Here is a 19,884-nt window from a genome sequence, read left to right as displayed (position 1 = left end):
TTACTCGTCAGTATATTTTTCAATGGTGTCTTGACCGATTATGCGCATCACATTCCTGCTCAACACCCTCAGAGGCGAACCACCATGTACGCAATACGATTCAAATTGACATCCCCGAGTAACCACACTGCGGGCACCAAATATGCAGCGTTCAGGTGTCTTTACACCAGGCATAACCAAGCATTGTGAACCAAACCAGTTGTAATCTCCAATATCAATCTTACCATAGGCTCGTTTGAACCGCTTTTTCTCCATGTCGAATAAAGGGTGGAAATTGGAATCCATCAGCATGACATCGAAACCGACACGGGCGTGTTGCCCGAACCTAATCCCTATATATGCCATGATACGAGCCGATACCGTTGCAAGAAAATCATCACCAAATTCCAACTTTCCCTCTTTTCCTGTGATAATCGAGGAATTATTGCCTATTATACATCGCCCATGGAAAATAAGTTCTCCCTTATTCCAGATTTGAATGCCGTTGTTGGGATACATGTGTCCTCCCATAAATCCAAGGCGAATCATTCCCGGGCGGATTTCTTTACTATTTATCACTACTTTTCCACTAAAGCAATCGTAAAGTTTGGCTTTATACAACCAAATGGGAAATTTGATTGCCTGCTTGAAAGGCAGGTGGTAGAAATTAAAGAATAAAGTTTTGAAAAACACATGCGGGTTTAATAGATTTGCCGCAAATGAAATATACCCAATAAATTTATTTGCCATGAAATTTACTTATTAAGCCAAATACTTTTGAATATATATATGTGCGTTCTGATGCGGCCATTCCTATATAAAGTATAGAAAGTGATGTTGTCAGAATGCAAGTTATCACAACGATGACCATACGTTGTAATGAGGGTTCCAATAAATAGGTAATGATTAAAGGCAGCACCACCGAACTGCAAGCAACTACAATCACATTTATTACGACTTTACGAACGTAATGGAAGATGACCACGTTTGCTAAATGATTGGCAAACAGTAATCGGCACACCAAACATAAGACGTTTAATGATATAGAAACTATATAAGTTACTAAAACCGGAAAGCCTAAATACAACAATAGCCATGACAAGGGCATATTAAGCAAGTTTATGCCTCCTACCACTAATTGGTAGTTCCTTATTTTGCCAGTAGCCAACAGAACTATGACTAAAGTCTGGGACAGTGACACTACCACAGCATCAATTAGTTGTAGCCGGGCAAAAGTCGCTGTGTGAAGTGGCACGACTTTCAACCATAATTGCAGCAACGTATCCATTTCTAAAATCAGGGGGATAGTAAGGAAAAGCAATAGATACCCCGAAAATCGGGCTCCCTGTTCAACCAAAAAGTTCAAATGGGCTCCGTCGTTTGCTGCGTAGGTTTTTATAATCTGCGGTCTGAGTGCCGTGATAAAATTTTCAGAAAAATTTGTCACAGCGGAGTTTACTTGGAGAGCTATACCCCGTGCGGCATTTATGGCAACTCCTGTGAAGATATTCACAATAATATCTACACCTTGGTTTTTCAAAATACCGGCCGATGTCCCGATGAAATTCCAGCTGGCAAACCCTGCCATTTCTTTGAATAATTTTTTGTCAAATGTGGGTTTTGCCATCTGAGATAAGAATGCTCTTTTACAATATGTATATTGCATCGTCACGTATATTAAAACCACAACCGACAACAGAAAGCCATACATAATCAGTTTGTCTACCGGAAAAAGTTGCAAGACAAAAACAACTGCTAGCTGCAACAATACCTCGCCGATGCCGAAGTATGCATAAACTGACATCCGCTCATTTGATATGATTAATGCATTAAAAGGGACACTGAAAAGCTTGATTATAAAAATGGCAAGCGAAAACTGAAAGAGAATATTAGCTGCTTCCATTCGGCCTTGTGGAATATTCATCTGTGTGTTTAATAAATACAAGCCGACAATTTCTGCACAGACAATAATCAATGTACCGATGCAAAACTGTATAGTTACAGCTACACCGAATAACTTCCTTACTTTTTCTATATCCCCTTGACCTAATGAAAAGGTGATGAAACGGGATATTGCCCCAGACATTGCATTCGATAATATGGAGAACGACACGACGACGACGCCTACAATGCTATATATACCATAATCTTCCACACCAAGAACCCGTAGAACAACTCTGGATGTATATAGCGTGACAAGCATTACCAACAACATTCTGGCATATAGCATCAAAGTGTTTTTGGCTAAGCGTCGGTTGTTCGAAAAATAATCCATCATAAATGATATTCCTTGATATTGCCTGTTTTCAGAACCTCCCTATGAACCAAGGAAGTTTGGTGGTGAAGAATATGGATAATGGGTAACAAAGGATGATTATGATAAGAGAACCTAAATAGGGACCAACTCCTATTTCATACAAAACAGTTATCATCAGTCGGTGTAAGCATAATATAAGAATAGTGCTATTAGATAGTGTAACGAGTATTTTACCCCCTATTTTAACTTTATTAACATAATAAAAGAAGCATAAGCATCCACAAAGAGTTATTTGCAAATAAACAAGCACACTATAACCGAATTGGTATGAATATATACCCGTTCTCCCATTGAAATAAACGCCTGCTATATACATCAATAGGAATAGTATCGCAACAAAAGGCGAAATGTTAGATATTCGCAACATCCAATCTTGCTTTTTGGCATAATACCCAAGTGCGACAAATGGGAAGCTGGCGCAAAGTCGTTGTACATAAAACAACAAACCGAAATCATTTATACCTTCAAAAGTCCAAACGCAAGTAGCCACAACAGAGAGCAAACAAAAGATGAATACACTGCGGTGTCCTATCTTCAAGAAGGAATCAAGGAGGATTTGGCAGATAAACAAAATTTCTAAGAACCAGATAACCCCACACTGTGGAAAAGCGATATTCCTATCATAACAAACTATGCCTAACAATGGCCGAAGAACATTATCTTCAAGAGTAAGCGGCTGATGTTTTACGATTATTTCTATGGCTGTATAGAATCCCCAACAAACTAATGAGAACAAAAATGCAGGTACGAGCAATCGTTTTGTATTCTTCAAAAGGGAGTCCTTTATGTTAAGCGGTTTGTGTAAGTATCCCGATATAAGGAAAAAGGCTGGCATATGGAAATGGCAGATTAAACTATCTGCATAGTTACCAATGTTGCCATAGTGAGCCAGTACTACCAAGTAAATAAGTAGTACTTTGCTCCAATCTATCCAAGCTATTCTATTCGACATTATGACGTTTGATATTAATAGGTTCGTGAAGAAAATTACATAATTTTTCTACAATCTGTGGGTACGTAGTTATGTCAAACTTTCTTGCAAAAAATCTATACATTTTTATAATTATCTGAAAATCAACTAATTTTCTCTCCCCCCCAAGTATATAGACTGCCTCTATTCCAATCTATTAATCTCATACACCCATGAAACAAATCCTCTTTATCATAGATGTGTTCTTGAAAAGGGGAGTTCCAGACAATAGTTTGGACAAACACTTCATCACAACAATATGATCTTTTGAAAAATGATAATGCCCATTTCTCCTTGTCTAAAATTAAATTGAGGCAATTATGGGTAACGCTTATCCAGTTAGCTCCCTTTTTGAATTTAACTCCATCTGGTATCTTTTTGGGAAATAGATTGACAATCGGCTCAAAAATGATCCTTGCTAAATGGAAACTCCCTCTAATAAGCCTGCTTTTGTGTCTATAATACTTGGTAAACAGGTGATACTTAGTGCATCGCTCGGGTACATCTTTTCCATATCCTACAAATTCCTTCCCATTATTCTGTTTGAAGAAATCTTGTATGTAATCATTCGACTTTATGGGCAAATCATCCCCACTTATCAGATGATAGTAGTCGTAGGGGCCATTGTTGAAGGCCATCCTAAAGAGCCTATATTCTGCTTTAATTTGAGAAATATCTCCCCAAGTTACATTTACCCGATTCTCAACGCGATAAAGTTTCGACTTGACAGTATTAAGGGAAATTGTTCCTTTAACCTTCTTGTCAATGTGAACATATATATCATTTTCCACTTCGTCCAACATATTGAGTAATAGTTGGAGTTGTGAAAAATTATGATGTGCTAATATCAAATATGCGAATTTCATATAAACTTATTATATGGTTTGTTATCCTGCTTCTCTGTTTATATCTTTTCATGCAGCATTGCTTTCAATATTTTCAACCTATGCAGGTCTGTGCCCGCAAAGTCATACATTCCTTGCTTCTGCAACCTGTAGGCTTTCTTCTTTATCCTCGCACCGTATGCGCCGCCCAACGAGAAAAGGTTGAGCTGGAACTTCACGTTCAGCCCTTTCAGTTGGCGGTAGTCCGATTCTCCCATATAAACATATCGTTCCGGGTGAGCTAAGACGGGGTGATAACCTTTGGCTTTGATGCGGAGCAGGATGTTGCTCAATCCTATCGGTGGGCTGAAGTAGGAAGTTTCAACAAGGAGATGGTCACCGTTTTTTCCTATTGGAAGCAGGTCATTATGTCTCAGTCGTTCTTCAAACAAATTGTCCAGCATGTTCTCTGCCGCTAGATGCAATGTCACCCCCCCTGTATAATTTGCCTGTAATTCCTTGAAGCGTTCTTTTAAATGGGTCGTTGTATTCGGGTTATCCTCCATGATATGAGGCGTCAGCCATACCTCTTTTATACCCAACCTTTCATATTCCACAAGAATTCTCAAGGCTTCCTCCATCGTCTGTACCCCATCATCCACACCTGGTAAGATATGGCTGTGCCAATCAATGAATCCTTTGAAGAATCCACTGTTCTCCAATGAATAACGTTTTCTAAACGGCCACAAAATGAATGTAATTTTAATTATCTAATAAGAACTATTCACTATACTTATTTTCCATCAATGGAATAATGATATCCCGCCCCGTAACCATAACGATAGCCATACTTATATCCATTATATCCTCCGCTAGCTACAGTCCCGTTCAGAATCAAAGACATGTTTTTGTATTTCTTCTCAGTATAAATATTTTCCAGTTCAGCCAGCATGCTACGTTCAAGCAATCCCGCACGAATGACGAAGATAGTACGGTCGGCCAATTTTTCTATAATCAGGGTATCCGCTACCAAATCAATGGGGGGACAGTCAATAAATACATAATCATACTCATTCCTTGCGCTATCAATTACTAATTTTAATCGTTTGTTGAATAATAATTCCGTAGGATTTGGTGGTATAGTTCCCACAGGCAGGACATGTAGGTATTCATGTTTTTTGTCTGTTACGATAATATCACTGATTTTTTCAATGCTACCATTCAAAAAATCACTCAATCCTTTTTGTGGAGAATTCATGTAAAGGGAAATTGAGGCATGGCGCATGTCACCGTCGATCACCAGCACTTTTTTGTTTTTAATCGCCAAGCTCACTGCCATATTCATTGTCAAAAACGATTTACCGCTACCCGGGTTGAAAGAAGTGATGATTACAACATTCGACTTTTCACCTTTATCCGACATGAACTCCAGATTGGTGCGCAATACCCGAAAGGCCTCATTGATAATGTCGCGACAGCCTTCTTTCACGACCACAATTCCAGTTTCAGGAAGCGGCTTTCCGAACAGCCTCTTTTTTGTTGAAGGATAAAGAGGAATCTCACCTACAAAAGGCAAGGATAATTTTTCCAAATCCTTCCGACCGCGTACTTTAGTATTCATATTCTCACGGACAAAGATGAATACTGTCGGTATTAAAAGACCGAGAGCGAAAGCTACTAACATGATATTTTTTCTGACCGGAGAGGTCGGATTTATACTGCCTGTAGGAGGTGTGACAACCCGGGTGTTATAAGCGGTAAAGGCTTGTGAAAGTTCATTCTCCTCACGCTTCTGCAACAAGAACAAGTACAACGCTTCCTTTACTTTTTGTTGACGCTCTACAGAGAGAAGATATTTTGCCTGAGTAGGGTTAGCGGCGATACGTGCGGTAGTCTGCTGTTCGCTTCGCTGAAGGTCTCGAATCCGAGTGTTGAGCGTCACCTCCAGATTCTCTATAGACGAAAGAATCGCTCCTCGCATCGTAGCAAGCGAGTGGTCAATGTCCGCTACCAACGGATTCTGCTCGCTACTATTGGAAACCAAATTATTACGTTGTAATTGCATCGTGTTATACTCGGTTATCTGTTTCTCAATCCCAGCACTTTCCAGCCCCGAATTGGCAGGGATCAACTGATTACGACTCGTCGCTGTCGCCAAATAGTTACGGATGTAACGAGCCATGGATAACTGTGTGTTTAATGCAAGGATTTGAGCACTGGTCTGGCTGCTTTGCGCCATATACATATTAGAAGCCGCTTGCACATCGGGTAACAAATGTTCACTTTTGTAAGACGAGATATTCTCGTCTACATTACCCAACTCATTTTCGATCACAGCTAAGCGATCATTTATAAACATGCTGGTACTGACCGCTATCTGGTTCTTGTCATTCACCCAATTTTCGTTGTAAACGGCAATTATCGTATTTAGTATATCTTCGGCACGGGTTATCGAGACATCCCGGTACGACAAACTAAGGACAGTGGATTCTTCATCATTTAAAGCGACAGAAAAACGGGACGCATAGGAATTAACAGTTCCATATAAACCGGAACGTACAACACGAACCTCATATTCCTCACCTTGGGAATAACCTGGCATCACATCCAAGGTTATCTCACCTAAAGGGGTTTCCATCGTACCCGGCAATTTTCCTTTTACGAGACTTACTTCTTTAATGGGTTCACCTTTACCGATAAAATCAGATAATGTCACGCTACCATCTTTATGGATATTTACAGTAAATCTGACAGTCTCGTTTTCTTGCAAGCTGGCAATCTTTACTTTAAAAGGTAAGGCTGTTCCATAAAGAACTTTATCGTAAAACTTTCCCGGCATATAATAGTTCATATCCAAGTGCAGGCGTTTTACAACCTCCGTCATAACCGCAGGCGACTGTAAAGCTATCATTTCATTATTGACATTCGTATTGGAACGAACAAGCCCGAAATTCTCAAACCCCTCAATATCCGACGATATCGATCTTCCTCTTGAGTCCCTTTTGACAAGAAGCTCTGCAGTGCGTGTATAAACAGGAGGAGTTTTCAGCAAATAAAAGGTCGCTACTCCAAATGTCGCTACCAAGGATAAGACAAACCATCTCCAATGTTTCACGCATAAATAAAGCAGGTCTTGTAAACGTATGAAGTCATCACCTTGCCCTAGTCTTGTATTGTTTTGAACTACCATATAGTAATATAAAGTAACTGATTAATTAGATATTATCATTTCAAATTTTTGCCCCAAATCTTCAATTTTTACTTGACAATCAATACAGCGACACTAGTCAGGAGTGAAGCAAGCGATATCCAAAAGGACGTACTACGCACATTGTTCCCGTTTACGGTTGACTGCCTCGCTTTTGTGCCATTAGGTTCCACATAGACCACATCGTTCTGCCGCAAGTTATAGGCCGGAGAGGAATACACCTGTTCCCCGGAGGTTAAATCTATGCCATAAACCCGCTGTTTTCCCTCTTCCTGCCGCAAGACAAGGACTTTCTCACGACATCCATAAACAGTGAGGTCTCCCGCCATACTTAATGCATCCAAAATGGTAATATGGTCCCTGTCGATGCTGAAACGTCCGGGATTATTAACCTCTCCCAAGACAGAAATACAAAGATTCATAAATTCCACCGTCACCACAGGATCTTTGACCAAATTACTATCAATTAACTTATTCTTAATATATGAGGCAATTTCTGTACGTTTCATTCCTGCCACATGAATTTTCCCTAATACTGGAAAGTCTATCTCCCCACTACTATCTACCGTATAACCAGCTATGCCTTGACTACTACCCGCACTTGATAAACCGTTACGCAATGATACGCCTATCTGCCTAGATACGATAGGTAAATTAAAAAGATCGGTCAACTTAGGATCGCGACTATTGACCAAGATAGATATTTTATCTTCCGGCTGGACAGTAATATCCAAGGAACGGGTTATTTCCATCTCACTTTCTCCGGGGCGCAAATCTTGGAAATAAACAACTTTTTTTGCCGTAGAGCAGGAACTTAATAAACACATCACTATAAATAGTAATAGAAATGTGATTTCAGAAAAATACTTAAATCTCATACAAATAGGATTTTGTTTATACGAATTTTTTCTATCCGAACACATCTTTATCATGTTTTTCGTGGATACGGATGGCCCGATTAATACCCAACTGCATCCCTATCCATAAAATAATGTCAATCAGTAATAGCAAGGTTATATCTATCTTGTTTATCAGCAGCCAATTCAACCCGACAAAAAAAAGTGAAACACATAAAATGGTAATCATAACCATACGGGTACGCATTCCTGTACGGAGCAGTTTGTGGTGGAAATGATTCTTGTCTGGCAAGAACGGATTTCTCTTTTCCCGCAAACGGTGTAACACAACTCGTACGACATCAAATAACGGTACGATAAGTGTTGAAAAAGCCAATACCAGATTGGGGTATGTAGCATGGTCGGAAGCCATGTCTGCACGACTCAAATGTATGACCAGCAAACTGATGATATAACCTAACGTAAGACTTCCCGTATCCCCCATAAACAACTTGCGCCCACGTTGGGCGTTACCGAACACGTTGTAACCCCAAAACGGAACAATAACACCGAACGTAACGAACGCAAGCAACGCAAAAATGTATTCGCCTTGCATGGCACATATACTTCCTAATATAACCAAAGCAATACAACTCAACCCGGAGGCCAAGCCATCAATACCATCTATCAGGTTAATCGCATTAGTGATATACACTACGGTAAATAAGGTAAAAGGCACTCCGATATAGAACGGCAACTCATAAAAGCCAAACAACCCACCCAATGAGTTGAACCATTCTCCGGACCAGACAAGCAACAGCGCCGCCACTATCTGAACCAGAAATTTATACCTGTATCCAACACCGATCAAATCATCGACAATTCCCACTAAAAAAAGAGCCATGCACCCTACGGCAAAAAGAAGAAACTCATAAAGCACTTTATCGTTAAAAAGCCCTGCCAAAGGAATTCCCAAATAATAACGCATGCCCAGCATAAAACACAAAGAAATAAGTATCACAGGGAAAAACGAAAGTCCTCCAAGCCGTGGTACAGGTGTAGTATGTACCTTGCGGTCATCAGGCAAATCAAATAGTTTCTTTTTATACGAGATCACCAATATCTTGGGGATTATCACCATACCCAGCATCACAGACAATAGGCAGCTACCCAATAAGAAGAGATGATTTATAAAATCTTCCATAATTTTCCTCTTAAATTAATACGTACCACCATAATTAGAATAACCAGGCAAGCCTATACGCCAACTTTACCATTCATTCTTCTTTTTCCAATATCCCCACGCACTACTATGCCGCGGTTATAACAACTGAATATATTCCGGTTTCACTTCCACTGATACGGCAATCAGCATAGGCAATTCTACTAATAACCGCTTGACTTTCGAACCTCGTGTCGTTAACAAGACACCTATATAACCATCAAACGATCCACCGATAATACGTATCTTGCGCTTACACATTTCGGGAGTAACTTCATTGGGTTTATAGAAAAGGGGATGTTCCGACTTCTCTGCAGCCTTGATGAATTGTTCCATTTCCCTCTTTCTTATGGTCATAGGGGTACGGCTCGTATTGCGGAGAAAACGATACTGTAACGTATTTATTTGATCAACAATGGAATCTACCTTTTTACGGGTATCATAAATAAACAATAGATCATGAATGAACGGAACCTCTCTCAGTTCCCGCTTACCACGCACGACAAACAATTTCTTCGTCTTCGGTGTAAAACATTCTACCCCCATTTCTTCTAGAACCAAGTAAGCCGGTCGCTTGATGTTGGCACGAGTTAAGTCACGCATCACGAACCAAATCTTGTTATCTCCATTGTCAAGAACCTCTTCCTCTGCCTTCAGTACTTCGCACGCCTTCGAATGGGGCGATAGAATCTCTCTCATTTCAATAAAGGACATATTTTCTAATCCTGCCTGTTTATATATTTAACTAAATAACAGGAAGTTACGATATTTCACTTTAAAAGTTCGATACAGATACCATTATTTTATTTCTCCATATCAACATTACAATACACCTTCTATACAAAGAAATCTTATGATCTTACTTAGTATATCTCTTCATAAGAGAAGTATTCGAGTACAAATTTAGGGAAAAATCAGACAATAACAATAAAAAAGGATGGAAAAAACATTGCTTGGATGTGAATTGGAATAGATTTGTATAACAAATGATAAACAAAAAACACTTCTGAAAAACATTTAAAAATCCGAAAATCAATAGATTATATACTTTACTTATTTCAGGTACATCTCTTATGAAGAGAGAATAAATCTTATTATATTTTCAAAATACATTCTTCCCTAAGGTCTCTACGATCACATTAAAATGTATTTAGGATAAAAGAATTCGGATAGTTTTTTCTAGATTGTAGAACCTTTAGTATTATTGATAACGATCTCCAAATAATAACCGAACCGTTATTTCTTATAGGCTCATCATTTAATTTAGTATTAATACACTATGTCTTTATTTGATAGTAGATCTTTATTTATACCTAAAATATTCAGACTTATAGCTTTAATAATTTTGAGTATGTGAATAAAAAGTATTGGTTGAAAATTATTTTTACATGCCAGAATCTTATACAATAATAGAATCTGTTTGGTCGTAAATCACGATATATATTTGAAATGAAAATGATTTATTCTCCAAACAGACACTATATATTTTCACAGGCAAAATATGCCTATAACGAACACGGCCTCACAAAGATTTAATTACCAACATATTAGCTTTATCCACCACAGAAGAATCCAAAGAGGTAAGATAAATCCGTGTAGTATTCTCCGAGTCGTGCCCCATAGCCTCACTGATGACCGATAAGGAGACGTTCTTGCTTTTAGCGATACTGGCCCAGGCATGGCGGGCAACATATGTGGTTAAAGCGATTTGGAGACCTAACTGCTTTCCTATCAATTTTAATTTTTTGTTTACAAGATGGGAAGCGTTTTTATATTGCCGCCTTACGTCGTCGTCACAATTCTTTATAATAGGCAATAAGTAAGGAGTTCCCCCTGTATCGTATTTGTCTACGATCTCTTGCATAGGCGATTCCCATTTTATAAGCAATTGCTGGTTCGTCTTTTGACGGCGATATGACAAAACTCCGTTTTTGAGGTCTTTCTTTTTTAAGAAAGCCATATCGATAAATGACATTCCACGCGTATAAAAACTGAACATAAAAATATCCCGGGCATAATCCAACGTGGGTGACGATTTCAAATCCAAATCCCTTATCTGACGGATGACGTTCGACGTAACAGCCCGCTTGACAGTTTTATCTATACCGGTGTATACATGTTTAAACGGATTTCTCTGTAGCGTCAGCTCTTTTTCTACCGCACGGTTGTAAATTGCCCGTAGGTTGCGCATATAAAAGGAAACGGTATTTAGGCATATCCCTTCGGATTTCAGATAAGTCTCATACTCTACCATCAAGCTGGAATCTAGCTTATGTATGGGAATATCTCCGTTTCCACCACGAAAGCGGATGAAACTATTAAGCGCGGTCGTATAGGTCTCCGCCGTACGACTGCGACCGATTTGTTTCAACTGTATTATGGTCTCTTTCGAAAATGCCAAAAAGCCGTCTTTATTTATGGGTAACGAATATGCTTCCACTACTTTGTCGGATGTGTAACTCTCTCCCAAACTTTCAAAATTTGAGATAATACCTTGTAAACGTTCAACATCCAACTCTATGCGTTTTTTTAAGGATATAAGATAGTCATACCGGGGAGCGCCTTCCTCGGGAAGTATAATTTCATGAGATGGGCGGTCCCACTCCGAAGGAAACAGTTTGTATCCCGTATTTATCTGCCTTACCAATCGTAAATGAATTATTTGGTAAAATAATGTCCCTTCTTTTAATTCAACAGAAGATGGACGAAATTTAACTTTTATCGTAGCCATATAATTATTTTTTAGTTTATGTATATACGTCCAGTTGTTATCCGTCTATTACATCCCCAACACTTCCCAACTGAATTTGTTTGTTAAGGAAGCATCTATTTATCGACGAGGTATATAAATATCAGGACTAATCGGAAGGCGTCGGAGTAAAAATTTACAATCAGGGGGGTTCTTAAAAAAATTCTTACCGAGGATTCATAGTTAAAAATCAAGGTAGAGGTTATACACACCACTCAATAATAAAATCAGTATAATCCGGTTCTTAAAAAGAAAGCACATGTACGGTGAATATGATAACCGTCATGCGCTTCTTTTCTCTATACTCCAAGGGACTTAACATAAACATACAAGGCAAAAAACTATCTTTCAAGCACATAAGATATGCTCATATTGTATATCGTTGTATTCCGCAAATTTCCTCTCTCAAAAGAAATCAGTAAAGTTGCCGATATAACCATTCCCTACCATACCGCAAATACAAGCACCCAAAGCCGCCTCTTCCCGGCAAGAAGAAACCTGCAAATGGCAATTGAAACGTTCTTCCAAGATTCGGCATAACAGAGGATTTTTCTTAATCCCATTTCCCGAACCGACCAATATCGTTTTTTTCTCTCTAACAGAGTCCGGCAATAATTGGTAAAAATCATATAATTCCTGGCTCATCCCCTCCAGAAAACCACGTATTAAATTTTCAGGATTCCAATTCTGGCGAGATATATTCATTATTTTCCCCCGTTTTTCGGGATGCTGCCTTGTTCCATCAAACAGCGTGTCCACTCGTATGTCGTCTGTCTGGCTTTTTTTATACGGAACCGAAACCATAATCTTATACAAATCCGTATCAGTCATTTCCTTCCCGGCACATAACCGGATCGTCTCCGCAAAAAATTTCTTCAACAACGCAAATGAACAACCACCACATAATGCGGCGCCTACCAAAATATACCCCCCACCGGGTAAAGGACGTGTATCTAAAAGCGGAATATCCATATATGTATCCGAATAAACCGAGAGCTGGCTACTCGTTCCAACAGTTATATGGATAGAACGCTTTACGTCGCGAATAGAACCCAGGAAACTGGCCTGATTATCACCGATGGCAGTGTAAACCGGGATATCTTTATAATGTCCGACCCGGGAAAAAGCCTCACCTACTTCCGGCAAGATGGAACAATCAATTTCTACGCTCCTCAAGGCTTCTTTATCAAAAAGTAATTTCTCCTTATTAAAGAAGCCGAGACTTGCCGCGTTGGAACAATCGATCAAAGGTTCGCGTTTGCCGGTTAATCGCATCGCGACATAATCCATAACAGTACATAGTTTCACCGCATCTCGTGGAATTAGGCCATTTACTTTATTGTAATAATGCGTGACCAAACCAAAACCTGTCGATAACGGGAATCCGGTCTGCCCTGAAAGATAAGCCGCATAACTTATACCGTCTTTATAAAGAAGGCTGCCCCGCATATCCTGCCATGTATATAACGGACTAACAGCCAGACCTTCGGCATCGACATACAATATACCATGCATTTGCCCGGATAATCCGATCCCTTTGATATCCGGATATTGGATCCGGAGCTCTTGAATCAGCTCCAACACGATATTGACTATAGCTGTTGCGTCTTGGGTCTTCTCCCAAATATCACGAGATTGTATATCTGTATTATTAGCCTTCGTTATTGATACGATATTTTTAGAAACAGTATCGCAAACCACTCCACATATCGAACTTGTTCCTATATCAATTCCTAAAAAATTCATACATAATTTATATCTATAATTTTACACCCAAGAGATTACTCCAATACCATTTTTTTCATTTTAAACACCAGGAATAACAGATAAATGACACATACCGTCAGAACAACTACAGCCCCGATTTGTCCACCCAATATATCAGACATGATACCCATTAATACAGGGAAAACAGCTCCACCAAAAATCCCCATGATCATCAGGCCTGAAATTTCATTATTCCGAGACGGCATATATAACAATGCTTTAGAAAAAATAATAGAGAATATATTTGAATTTCCGACTCCAATCAAAGCTACACAAATATAAATACTCATGCTATCCATACTTATATAGAGGCCCGAGACACCAATAAGTATCATAACAACACTCACAATAAAAAACTTTAAGGGGGAAAACTTCGCCATAATAAATGTCCCGGATAAACAACCGAATGTTCGAAACAAGAAATAAAGGCTAGTCGCGTATCCTGCCTCAGCCAATGACATTCCTATTTTCTCCTGCAACAGCTTCGGCGCGGTTATATTCACACCTACATCAATACCAACATGTACCAAGATTCCAACGAAAAACAGAAGAATGGTCGTGTTTCCCAACAACCTAATGCACTCTTTAAAAGATGACGATTCATTTTTCTCTTCCGCTTCCACAATATCCGTCATAAACAAATAAACGATCGCTATGATATCTATCGCCGCAAAAATATAAAATAGCAACTTCCAATCACCATAACGCAACGCAGCATGTACGGCTATTAACGGAGCGATAAACGAAGCGATAGCCTTTATAAATTGTCCCAGTGTTAAATAACTCGGTAATCGGTCTTTACGCACCATATTAGCCAACAGAGGATTCAAAGAAACCTGCATAAGTGTATTTCCGATTCCCAAACACGAGAAGACAAAAAACATAGCCACATCATTATAAACAAAGATAGGGATCAACAATCCAATAAACGTAATGACCATACTTAACAATACAGTCTTTTTCCGTCCGATCTTGTTCATTAACATTCCTGTCGGAACCGAGAAAATCAGAAACCAGAAAAATACCATTACTGAAAATGAATTGGCAGCCGTATCAGACAATCCAAAATCTTGTTTTACATAATTAGTCGCAATGCCAACCAAATCTACAAATCCCATCGTAAAAAAAGTCAACATTACCGGGATAATATGACTTATCCTATTTTCATTACCCATAATCACAATTTTAAATTTGAGACAATCACAAAAGCGGAGACACTTTTATATTTCTAAACTTAACAGTTCCTTGTTTCGCGTAAAACCATAAATAGTTTCCTTTCTTTTCCGGTAACCGATTTACGATACAACGACGATCGCCTATACAAACATCAATAATGTCATTTTTCATAATTATATCTACTTTAACCGGTTCGTCCAATCCAGATACCGCCTCGATAAAAGCATCCTCACCCAAACGAACCGTACGTTTATTAGGATTTAAGCTAAGCTTATAACCATCGTTTGCTTTATCTTTCGCTCGTAAGAATAAACCATATTCATCACTATTGCTTGCCGGTTCAATCTCCAAAGTAACCCGACAATTATAAGGCATATCTTTAATATAAGCACCACCGATAGCTCCCTGGGCATCAAGCGATACTTCCCCGTCTGATACCTTCTTGGCGTTTTCGGCCTCCGTCAAATTCACACGTAAAGGAGATCGAGTATCCCAAATAGCTTCTGCCAGGAACTTAGTTGCCAAATCGCCATTCGGCAACTGATAGGCTTCACGCAAAATAATACTGCCGCCAAAACGTTCCGGACCATAATCTTTATTATCTCTTTTGCTCGGAACCCATCCCGCTACAATCCGCCGGTTACCCTTGAATTCCGCTGTTTTAGCAACATTAACCCATTGTTCCAGCAACGCCTGCGATTCCGGATATTCCCACGGGCCATACGGATTCCGGGATTTCACATAATAGGTATCTCCTCCCTGTCCATAAACCAGATAATACCAATCGTTCCATTGAAAATAATCAGGGCATTCGGGAACATCTCGCATTCCGGAAATAAGGGGTTCCTGCACTTGCCAGTTTTTTAAATCTTTCGAAGTCAAATGCACCAAACATCCACGCCCCTCACTGATGACATAATTATCAGTCTCGCTGGAAACAAACAAATGAAATACACCCTCTTTATCAATTATCACTTTCGGATCACGAAAATGCCGCTTACTATATCCGGGAGCAGAAGTATAAAAAGGATTCGGTTTCTGCTTCTTGAAAGTTAAACCATCCTTACTGACAGCATAACTCAACTGCTCGTTAATCTGATCATCTTGGGTAATCAAGCGAGTCGCATAGAATGCATAATATTGCTTACCGTCAAAAGTAACCGAACCGGTACATATAGACTTTTCCCAGTTCTCGTCTATCCCTATAGCAATCGGATGATGCGTCCAACTCTTTAAATCCGAACTAGTACTCACGCACCATTGGTGACCACCTAAGCCATTCAAGGCCGAATGATGTCCTTCATCGAGCAACCAATACAAATAAAAAACCCCATCCTTATAAAAAGGGATACAATCACCAACAAACAGATTATTTCCCGCTGGTGTAAAATATTGGATATTATCTTTAGGTTGAACTTCCGAATCATATTTTACCGAAAACTGGACCTGTCCTACCGCACAACCAGCTATCATCAATGCTATTGAAATAAAAATCTTTTTCATGCCATTAAATTTGTATTATTTAATTAATTCGTTTTTTAACTGTATAATCGATGCCTTCAATAAGTTCACAGATCCTGATTCGGCATACAATTCAAATGTCGTGAATTCATCATCCGGATAACATAGAGAGGTCATGGCCACACGTCCACCCGAGGCAAATAATTCTATCGAATTTTGATCGAATAAAATAAGCCAATCCGATACCGGCGTCTCCGAGCGGTAACCTGCGCCCATTAATTGTTCGAAACCTTCGACAGACGGTTCAATCTCTAATCCACAGCGGTCTATATAATAATAACTCAACTCATTTTGGTAACCGATGGTCAGAACTTTTCCTGATCTCGTTTTTAAGCGGATTCCATAATTATCAGCTTTCCAGATAGCCCTATTATCGCTATTATCAAAATTCAACCGCATAACAAAAGATTCTCCCGGATAAGGGAACTCTTTTCTCAAACCGTTTTCATCCGAAAGTTTCACAGGCCCGACCCAACAAGAATCCGCATAAAAAGCAGATAATCCGGAAGGAATAACAGAGGCCAACATATAATGTCGCCCTTCCTCCGCTAAACCTAACCGACGAGGAATTATCATATTTCCACGGCCAACCGAGGTTGGTAATAAATTAGCATATTCCCAGCAATTCATCCAACCTAGAAATATACGATCATCCCCATTAAGCCCGCTAAATGTAGATCCCGCGTAATTATCTTTTCCATAATCCAACCACAATTCCTTCGTTTGTGTTATTTGAAATGAAGTTCCATCAAAATCACCGATATAATAACGGGTTGACGGTGTACCATTTCCCAACCCGTTCTCCATATTTACCAATAGTACCCATTTCTTTATCTCTTTACCTTGTACCTTCATCGGGAAGAAATCCGTCCCTTCCCAATTAGCACCTTGGCTTGTCGCATCTTTAAACTCACTTAAAAAATGCCATTCTTTACAATCCGAAGACGCATAGAATAAGACTGAAGAACCCGAGGAAACGGTCATGATCCATCGCCCGTATTCTTCGTACCAAGAGACATGAGGATTTCGGAGATCACATTCAACAGGATTAGGCAGATCTATTTCCCCCTGTTTTATCCAAGTCCGGCCCTTGTCCAAACTATACGCACTGAATAAAGTTTTAGCTAAATCTGGATTAGCATAGGTATAGAATGCCAGAAAAGGACGCTCCATCTCGGATCCAAAGCCGGAGGTATTCTCCCGGTCTACAACAACACTTCCGGATTTAAGATACCCCAAACTATCAGGAAACAACGCAATAGAATCTCGCTGCCATCGAAACAAATCCCGGCTTACAGCATGTCCCCAATGTATATTCCCAAATACATTTCCAGAAGGATTATACTGATAGAAAAGATGATACAATCCATCATCATATACCAAGCCCACCGGTTCTCCCGTCCAATTCATAACTGTCGTAAAATGAAACAGAGGGATATGATTTGTCTCTACGTTAACCGCTTTCCGGCAACCACTTAATAAACACACCAATCCTATAATGCCAAATAAAAAAACTTTATTCATCGCATATCATTTAATCGCTACATATTCGTATACCTAATCACGATTACAGCTTTTACCATCCGTAATTTTGTTTATATAACCCTTTCACATAACTGATCTGCGTCTGAGGAATAGGAAAATACTCATCCCTGTTTTTTGTAAATTTGGCATCTTTCAAATAAGAACGTCTCGTTTTTTCGATCGTAAAATAATTATTCATGTACGTATCGGCAATACCCCAACGAACCAAATCAAAAAACCATTTTCCCTCTGTCGCAAATTCCAGATGACGTTCCCAACGTAATGCCTTTAACGCAAATTCTTGTGTCCATGCCGGACAATTCTTTCCAGGGACATAAGGCTGTACATCAAAATTACCAGTCGGAGTTCCATCCGCGAACTTCAAACGCCCGGTACTCGTAGCCGCCCTCATTCTAAGCTGGTTTATTAAATCCAAGGCTTCGTTCAAATTCGTATTCAACTGAATCAATGCTTCCGCACGCCAAAGCATTACCTCGTCCAAACGAAGCACATCCCAGTTCAACCCACTCCCCATAAACGGATTGGTTTTCCGGAAGCAATCGCAGGTCGGCAATACGATCAGTTTCTGGCTCATCGTATATCCATACACTTCTGGCGTACGAGCCCAACTGTTTTCCATAATGTAATTCGGATCATACTTCCAAGGCATCTCCGGCACACAAGCCGTATGCATCAAACGAGGATCCATTGGGATTCTGGCGAAAGCATCTTTATTATCTAACGTCTCACCTTCATCAAAATGATCGAAATCAGGGACTCCGTCTACCGTCTTGAAATGATTCAGCATATGTATGGAGGGTTGAAACGCCCCACAACAACCATAGTCACTATTCATCGGATAAACCAGCCATGAATTAAGACGCCCTATAGTAGACCCGTCATTATTAGCCGAATATTGGATAGCCCAAATAGATTCTGAATTATTCTCATATTCACACAAGAAATTCTCCGCGAAATCAACCACCAAGCTTTTTCCTGAATTATCAATAATATCCTTACACAAACTGGCGACCTCTGTCAGTTTCTCTTTGTTGATATTGATAACATTATGTTTCTCATCCTGCTCATAAGCGGCAAACAACAATGCCTTTGCCAAATAGGCTTTTGCCGCAAACTTGGTAGGACGGCCTACTTCTTCTTGCGTTTCCGGAAGGACTTCGACCGCATAACGGAAATCATCGATCAACTTACCCCAAAGTTCTTGATCCGTAAGTTCATCATTACTTACCTTATCGTACTCATCGGTTGGCGTATTCTCATCGATCCAAGGGAAAAATTTAAAGCATAACTTCATATACATATAAATGTGGGATCTCAAAAAACGCAACTCCCCGATACGCTGTTCCCGCAAGGGATATTCTTCCTCGGTCAAAGCCTGTGCTCTTCGCAAAGCGTCGTGAACACGACCGACACCGACATAATGTACCCACCACAGGTTATCCAAGTCATCCGACGTGGTAGGTTGCATATACACAAAGGTTTCCCAAAGATGTCTTTCAGCGTTGTCGCTAGTACCCGCCGCGCCTTTATAAGCCTCACCTCCTCGCAAAGAGCCTTCCTCATACGGCATTCCAAACTGTTTGTTGAAATGGTTCTGCCCACAGAAAGAATATGCGGCAGTTACCATTTGTTCCACTTTATCGACTGTGTTCAAATCTTCGTCCGAAATAATACCCTGCGGGTTTTCATCCAATATGGAAGAACAAGAAACGCTTCCCAAAAGTAAAAAAAGACTACAACTTATAATATTTATCGTTTTCATAGATTTCT

At 39.6% G+C, this 19,884-nt stretch carries 15 protein-coding genes; all 15 read right to left on the bottom strand.

Translation table 11 applies throughout. The annotated features are described in order from the left end of the window. On the bottom strand, nucleotides 1-729 hold the full coding sequence (locus Q0110_RS02005; RefSeq protein ID WP_297901572.1) for a hypothetical protein: 729 nt from the start codon (nucleotides 727-729) through the stop codon (nucleotides 1-3). Continuing rightward, nucleotides 719-2,257 carry a lipopolysaccharide biosynthesis protein gene (locus tag Q0110_RS02000; protein ID WP_297901569.1) on the bottom strand — a complete coding sequence of 513 codons (1,539 nt, stop codon included), beginning with the start codon at nucleotides 2,255-2,257 and terminating at the stop codon, nucleotides 719-721. The genes Q0110_RS02005 and Q0110_RS02000 overlap by 11 nt, the downstream gene beginning before the upstream one ends. A gap of 28 nt (nucleotides 2,258-2,285) precedes the next feature. Continuing rightward, the gene (locus Q0110_RS18260; RefSeq protein WP_366139631.1) at nucleotides 2,286-3,248 is read right to left on the bottom strand and encodes an acyltransferase family protein; all 963 of its coding nucleotides are present in this window, start codon (nucleotides 3,246-3,248) and stop codon (nucleotides 2,286-2,288) included. Between the two features lie 122 nt (nucleotides 3,249-3,370). Next, nucleotides 3,371-4,132, bottom strand: coding sequence for a beta-1,6-N-acetylglucosaminyltransferase (locus Q0110_RS01995; RefSeq protein ID WP_297901567.1), 762 nt, complete (start codon nucleotides 4,130-4,132; stop codon nucleotides 3,371-3,373). Nucleotides 4,133-4,170: 38 nt separating this feature from the next. Further along, nucleotides 4,171-4,839 carry a CpsB/CapC family capsule biosynthesis tyrosine phosphatase gene (locus Q0110_RS01990; protein WP_297901564.1) on the bottom strand — a complete coding sequence of 223 codons (669 nt, stop codon included), beginning with the start codon at nucleotides 4,837-4,839 and terminating at the stop codon, nucleotides 4,171-4,173. 44 nt (nucleotides 4,840-4,883) lie between these two features. Next, on the bottom strand, nucleotides 4,884-7,280 hold the full coding sequence (locus Q0110_RS01985; RefSeq protein WP_297901561.1) for a polysaccharide biosynthesis tyrosine autokinase: 2,397 nt from the start codon (nucleotides 7,278-7,280) through the stop codon (nucleotides 4,884-4,886). A gap of 68 nt (nucleotides 7,281-7,348) precedes the next feature. Further along, nucleotides 7,349-8,176, bottom strand: a complete 828-nt coding sequence (locus Q0110_RS01980) for a polysaccharide biosynthesis/export family protein (RefSeq protein ID WP_297901558.1) — start codon at nucleotides 8,174-8,176, stop codon at nucleotides 7,349-7,351. A 31-nt stretch (nucleotides 8,177-8,207) separates the two neighbouring features. Further along, nucleotides 8,208-9,338, bottom strand: a complete 1,131-nt coding sequence (locus Q0110_RS01975; protein ID WP_297901554.1) for an MraY family glycosyltransferase — start codon at nucleotides 9,336-9,338, stop codon at nucleotides 8,208-8,210. Between the two features lie 117 nt (nucleotides 9,339-9,455). Further along, nucleotides 9,456-9,959, bottom strand: coding sequence for a UpxY family transcription antiterminator (locus Q0110_RS01970; protein WP_297902449.1), 504 nt, complete (start codon nucleotides 9,957-9,959; stop codon nucleotides 9,456-9,458). Nucleotides 9,960-10,878: 919 nt separating this feature from the next. Further along, complete coding sequence (locus tag Q0110_RS01965) at nucleotides 10,879-12,087, bottom strand: site-specific integrase (protein WP_297901551.1); 1,209 nt, start codon at nucleotides 12,085-12,087, stop codon at nucleotides 10,879-10,881. 423 nt (nucleotides 12,088-12,510) lie between these two features. Further along, the gene (locus Q0110_RS01960; protein ID WP_297901548.1) at nucleotides 12,511-13,851 is read right to left on the bottom strand and encodes an FGGY family carbohydrate kinase; all 1,341 of its coding nucleotides are present in this window, start codon (nucleotides 13,849-13,851) and stop codon (nucleotides 12,511-12,513) included. Between the two features lie 35 nt (nucleotides 13,852-13,886). After that, complete coding sequence (locus Q0110_RS01955) at nucleotides 13,887-15,047, bottom strand: MFS transporter (RefSeq protein ID WP_297901546.1); 1,161 nt, start codon at nucleotides 15,045-15,047, stop codon at nucleotides 13,887-13,889. A 25-nt stretch (nucleotides 15,048-15,072) separates the two neighbouring features. Beyond that, the gene (locus Q0110_RS01950) at nucleotides 15,073-16,551 is read right to left on the bottom strand and encodes a family 43 glycosylhydrolase (protein WP_297901543.1); all 1,479 of its coding nucleotides are present in this window, start codon (nucleotides 16,549-16,551) and stop codon (nucleotides 15,073-15,075) included. 15 nt (nucleotides 16,552-16,566) lie between these two features. Next, entirely contained in the window at nucleotides 16,567-18,093 is a 1,527-nt protein-coding gene (locus Q0110_RS01945) for a glycoside hydrolase family 32 protein (RefSeq protein ID WP_297901540.1), read from the bottom strand. A gap of 52 nt (nucleotides 18,094-18,145) precedes the next feature. Then, on the bottom strand, nucleotides 18,146-19,876 hold the full coding sequence (locus Q0110_RS01940) for a RagB/SusD family nutrient uptake outer membrane protein (RefSeq protein ID WP_297901537.1): 1,731 nt from the start codon (nucleotides 19,874-19,876) through the stop codon (nucleotides 18,146-18,148). Between the last annotated feature and the right edge of the window lie 8 nt (nucleotides 19,877-19,884).

This window comes from uncultured Parabacteroides sp., assembly GCF_947855115.1.
Lineage (GTDB): Bacteria > Bacteroidota > Bacteroidia > Bacteroidales > Tannerellaceae > Parabacteroides.
This window is presented reverse-complemented; position numbering and strand designations above follow the sequence as displayed.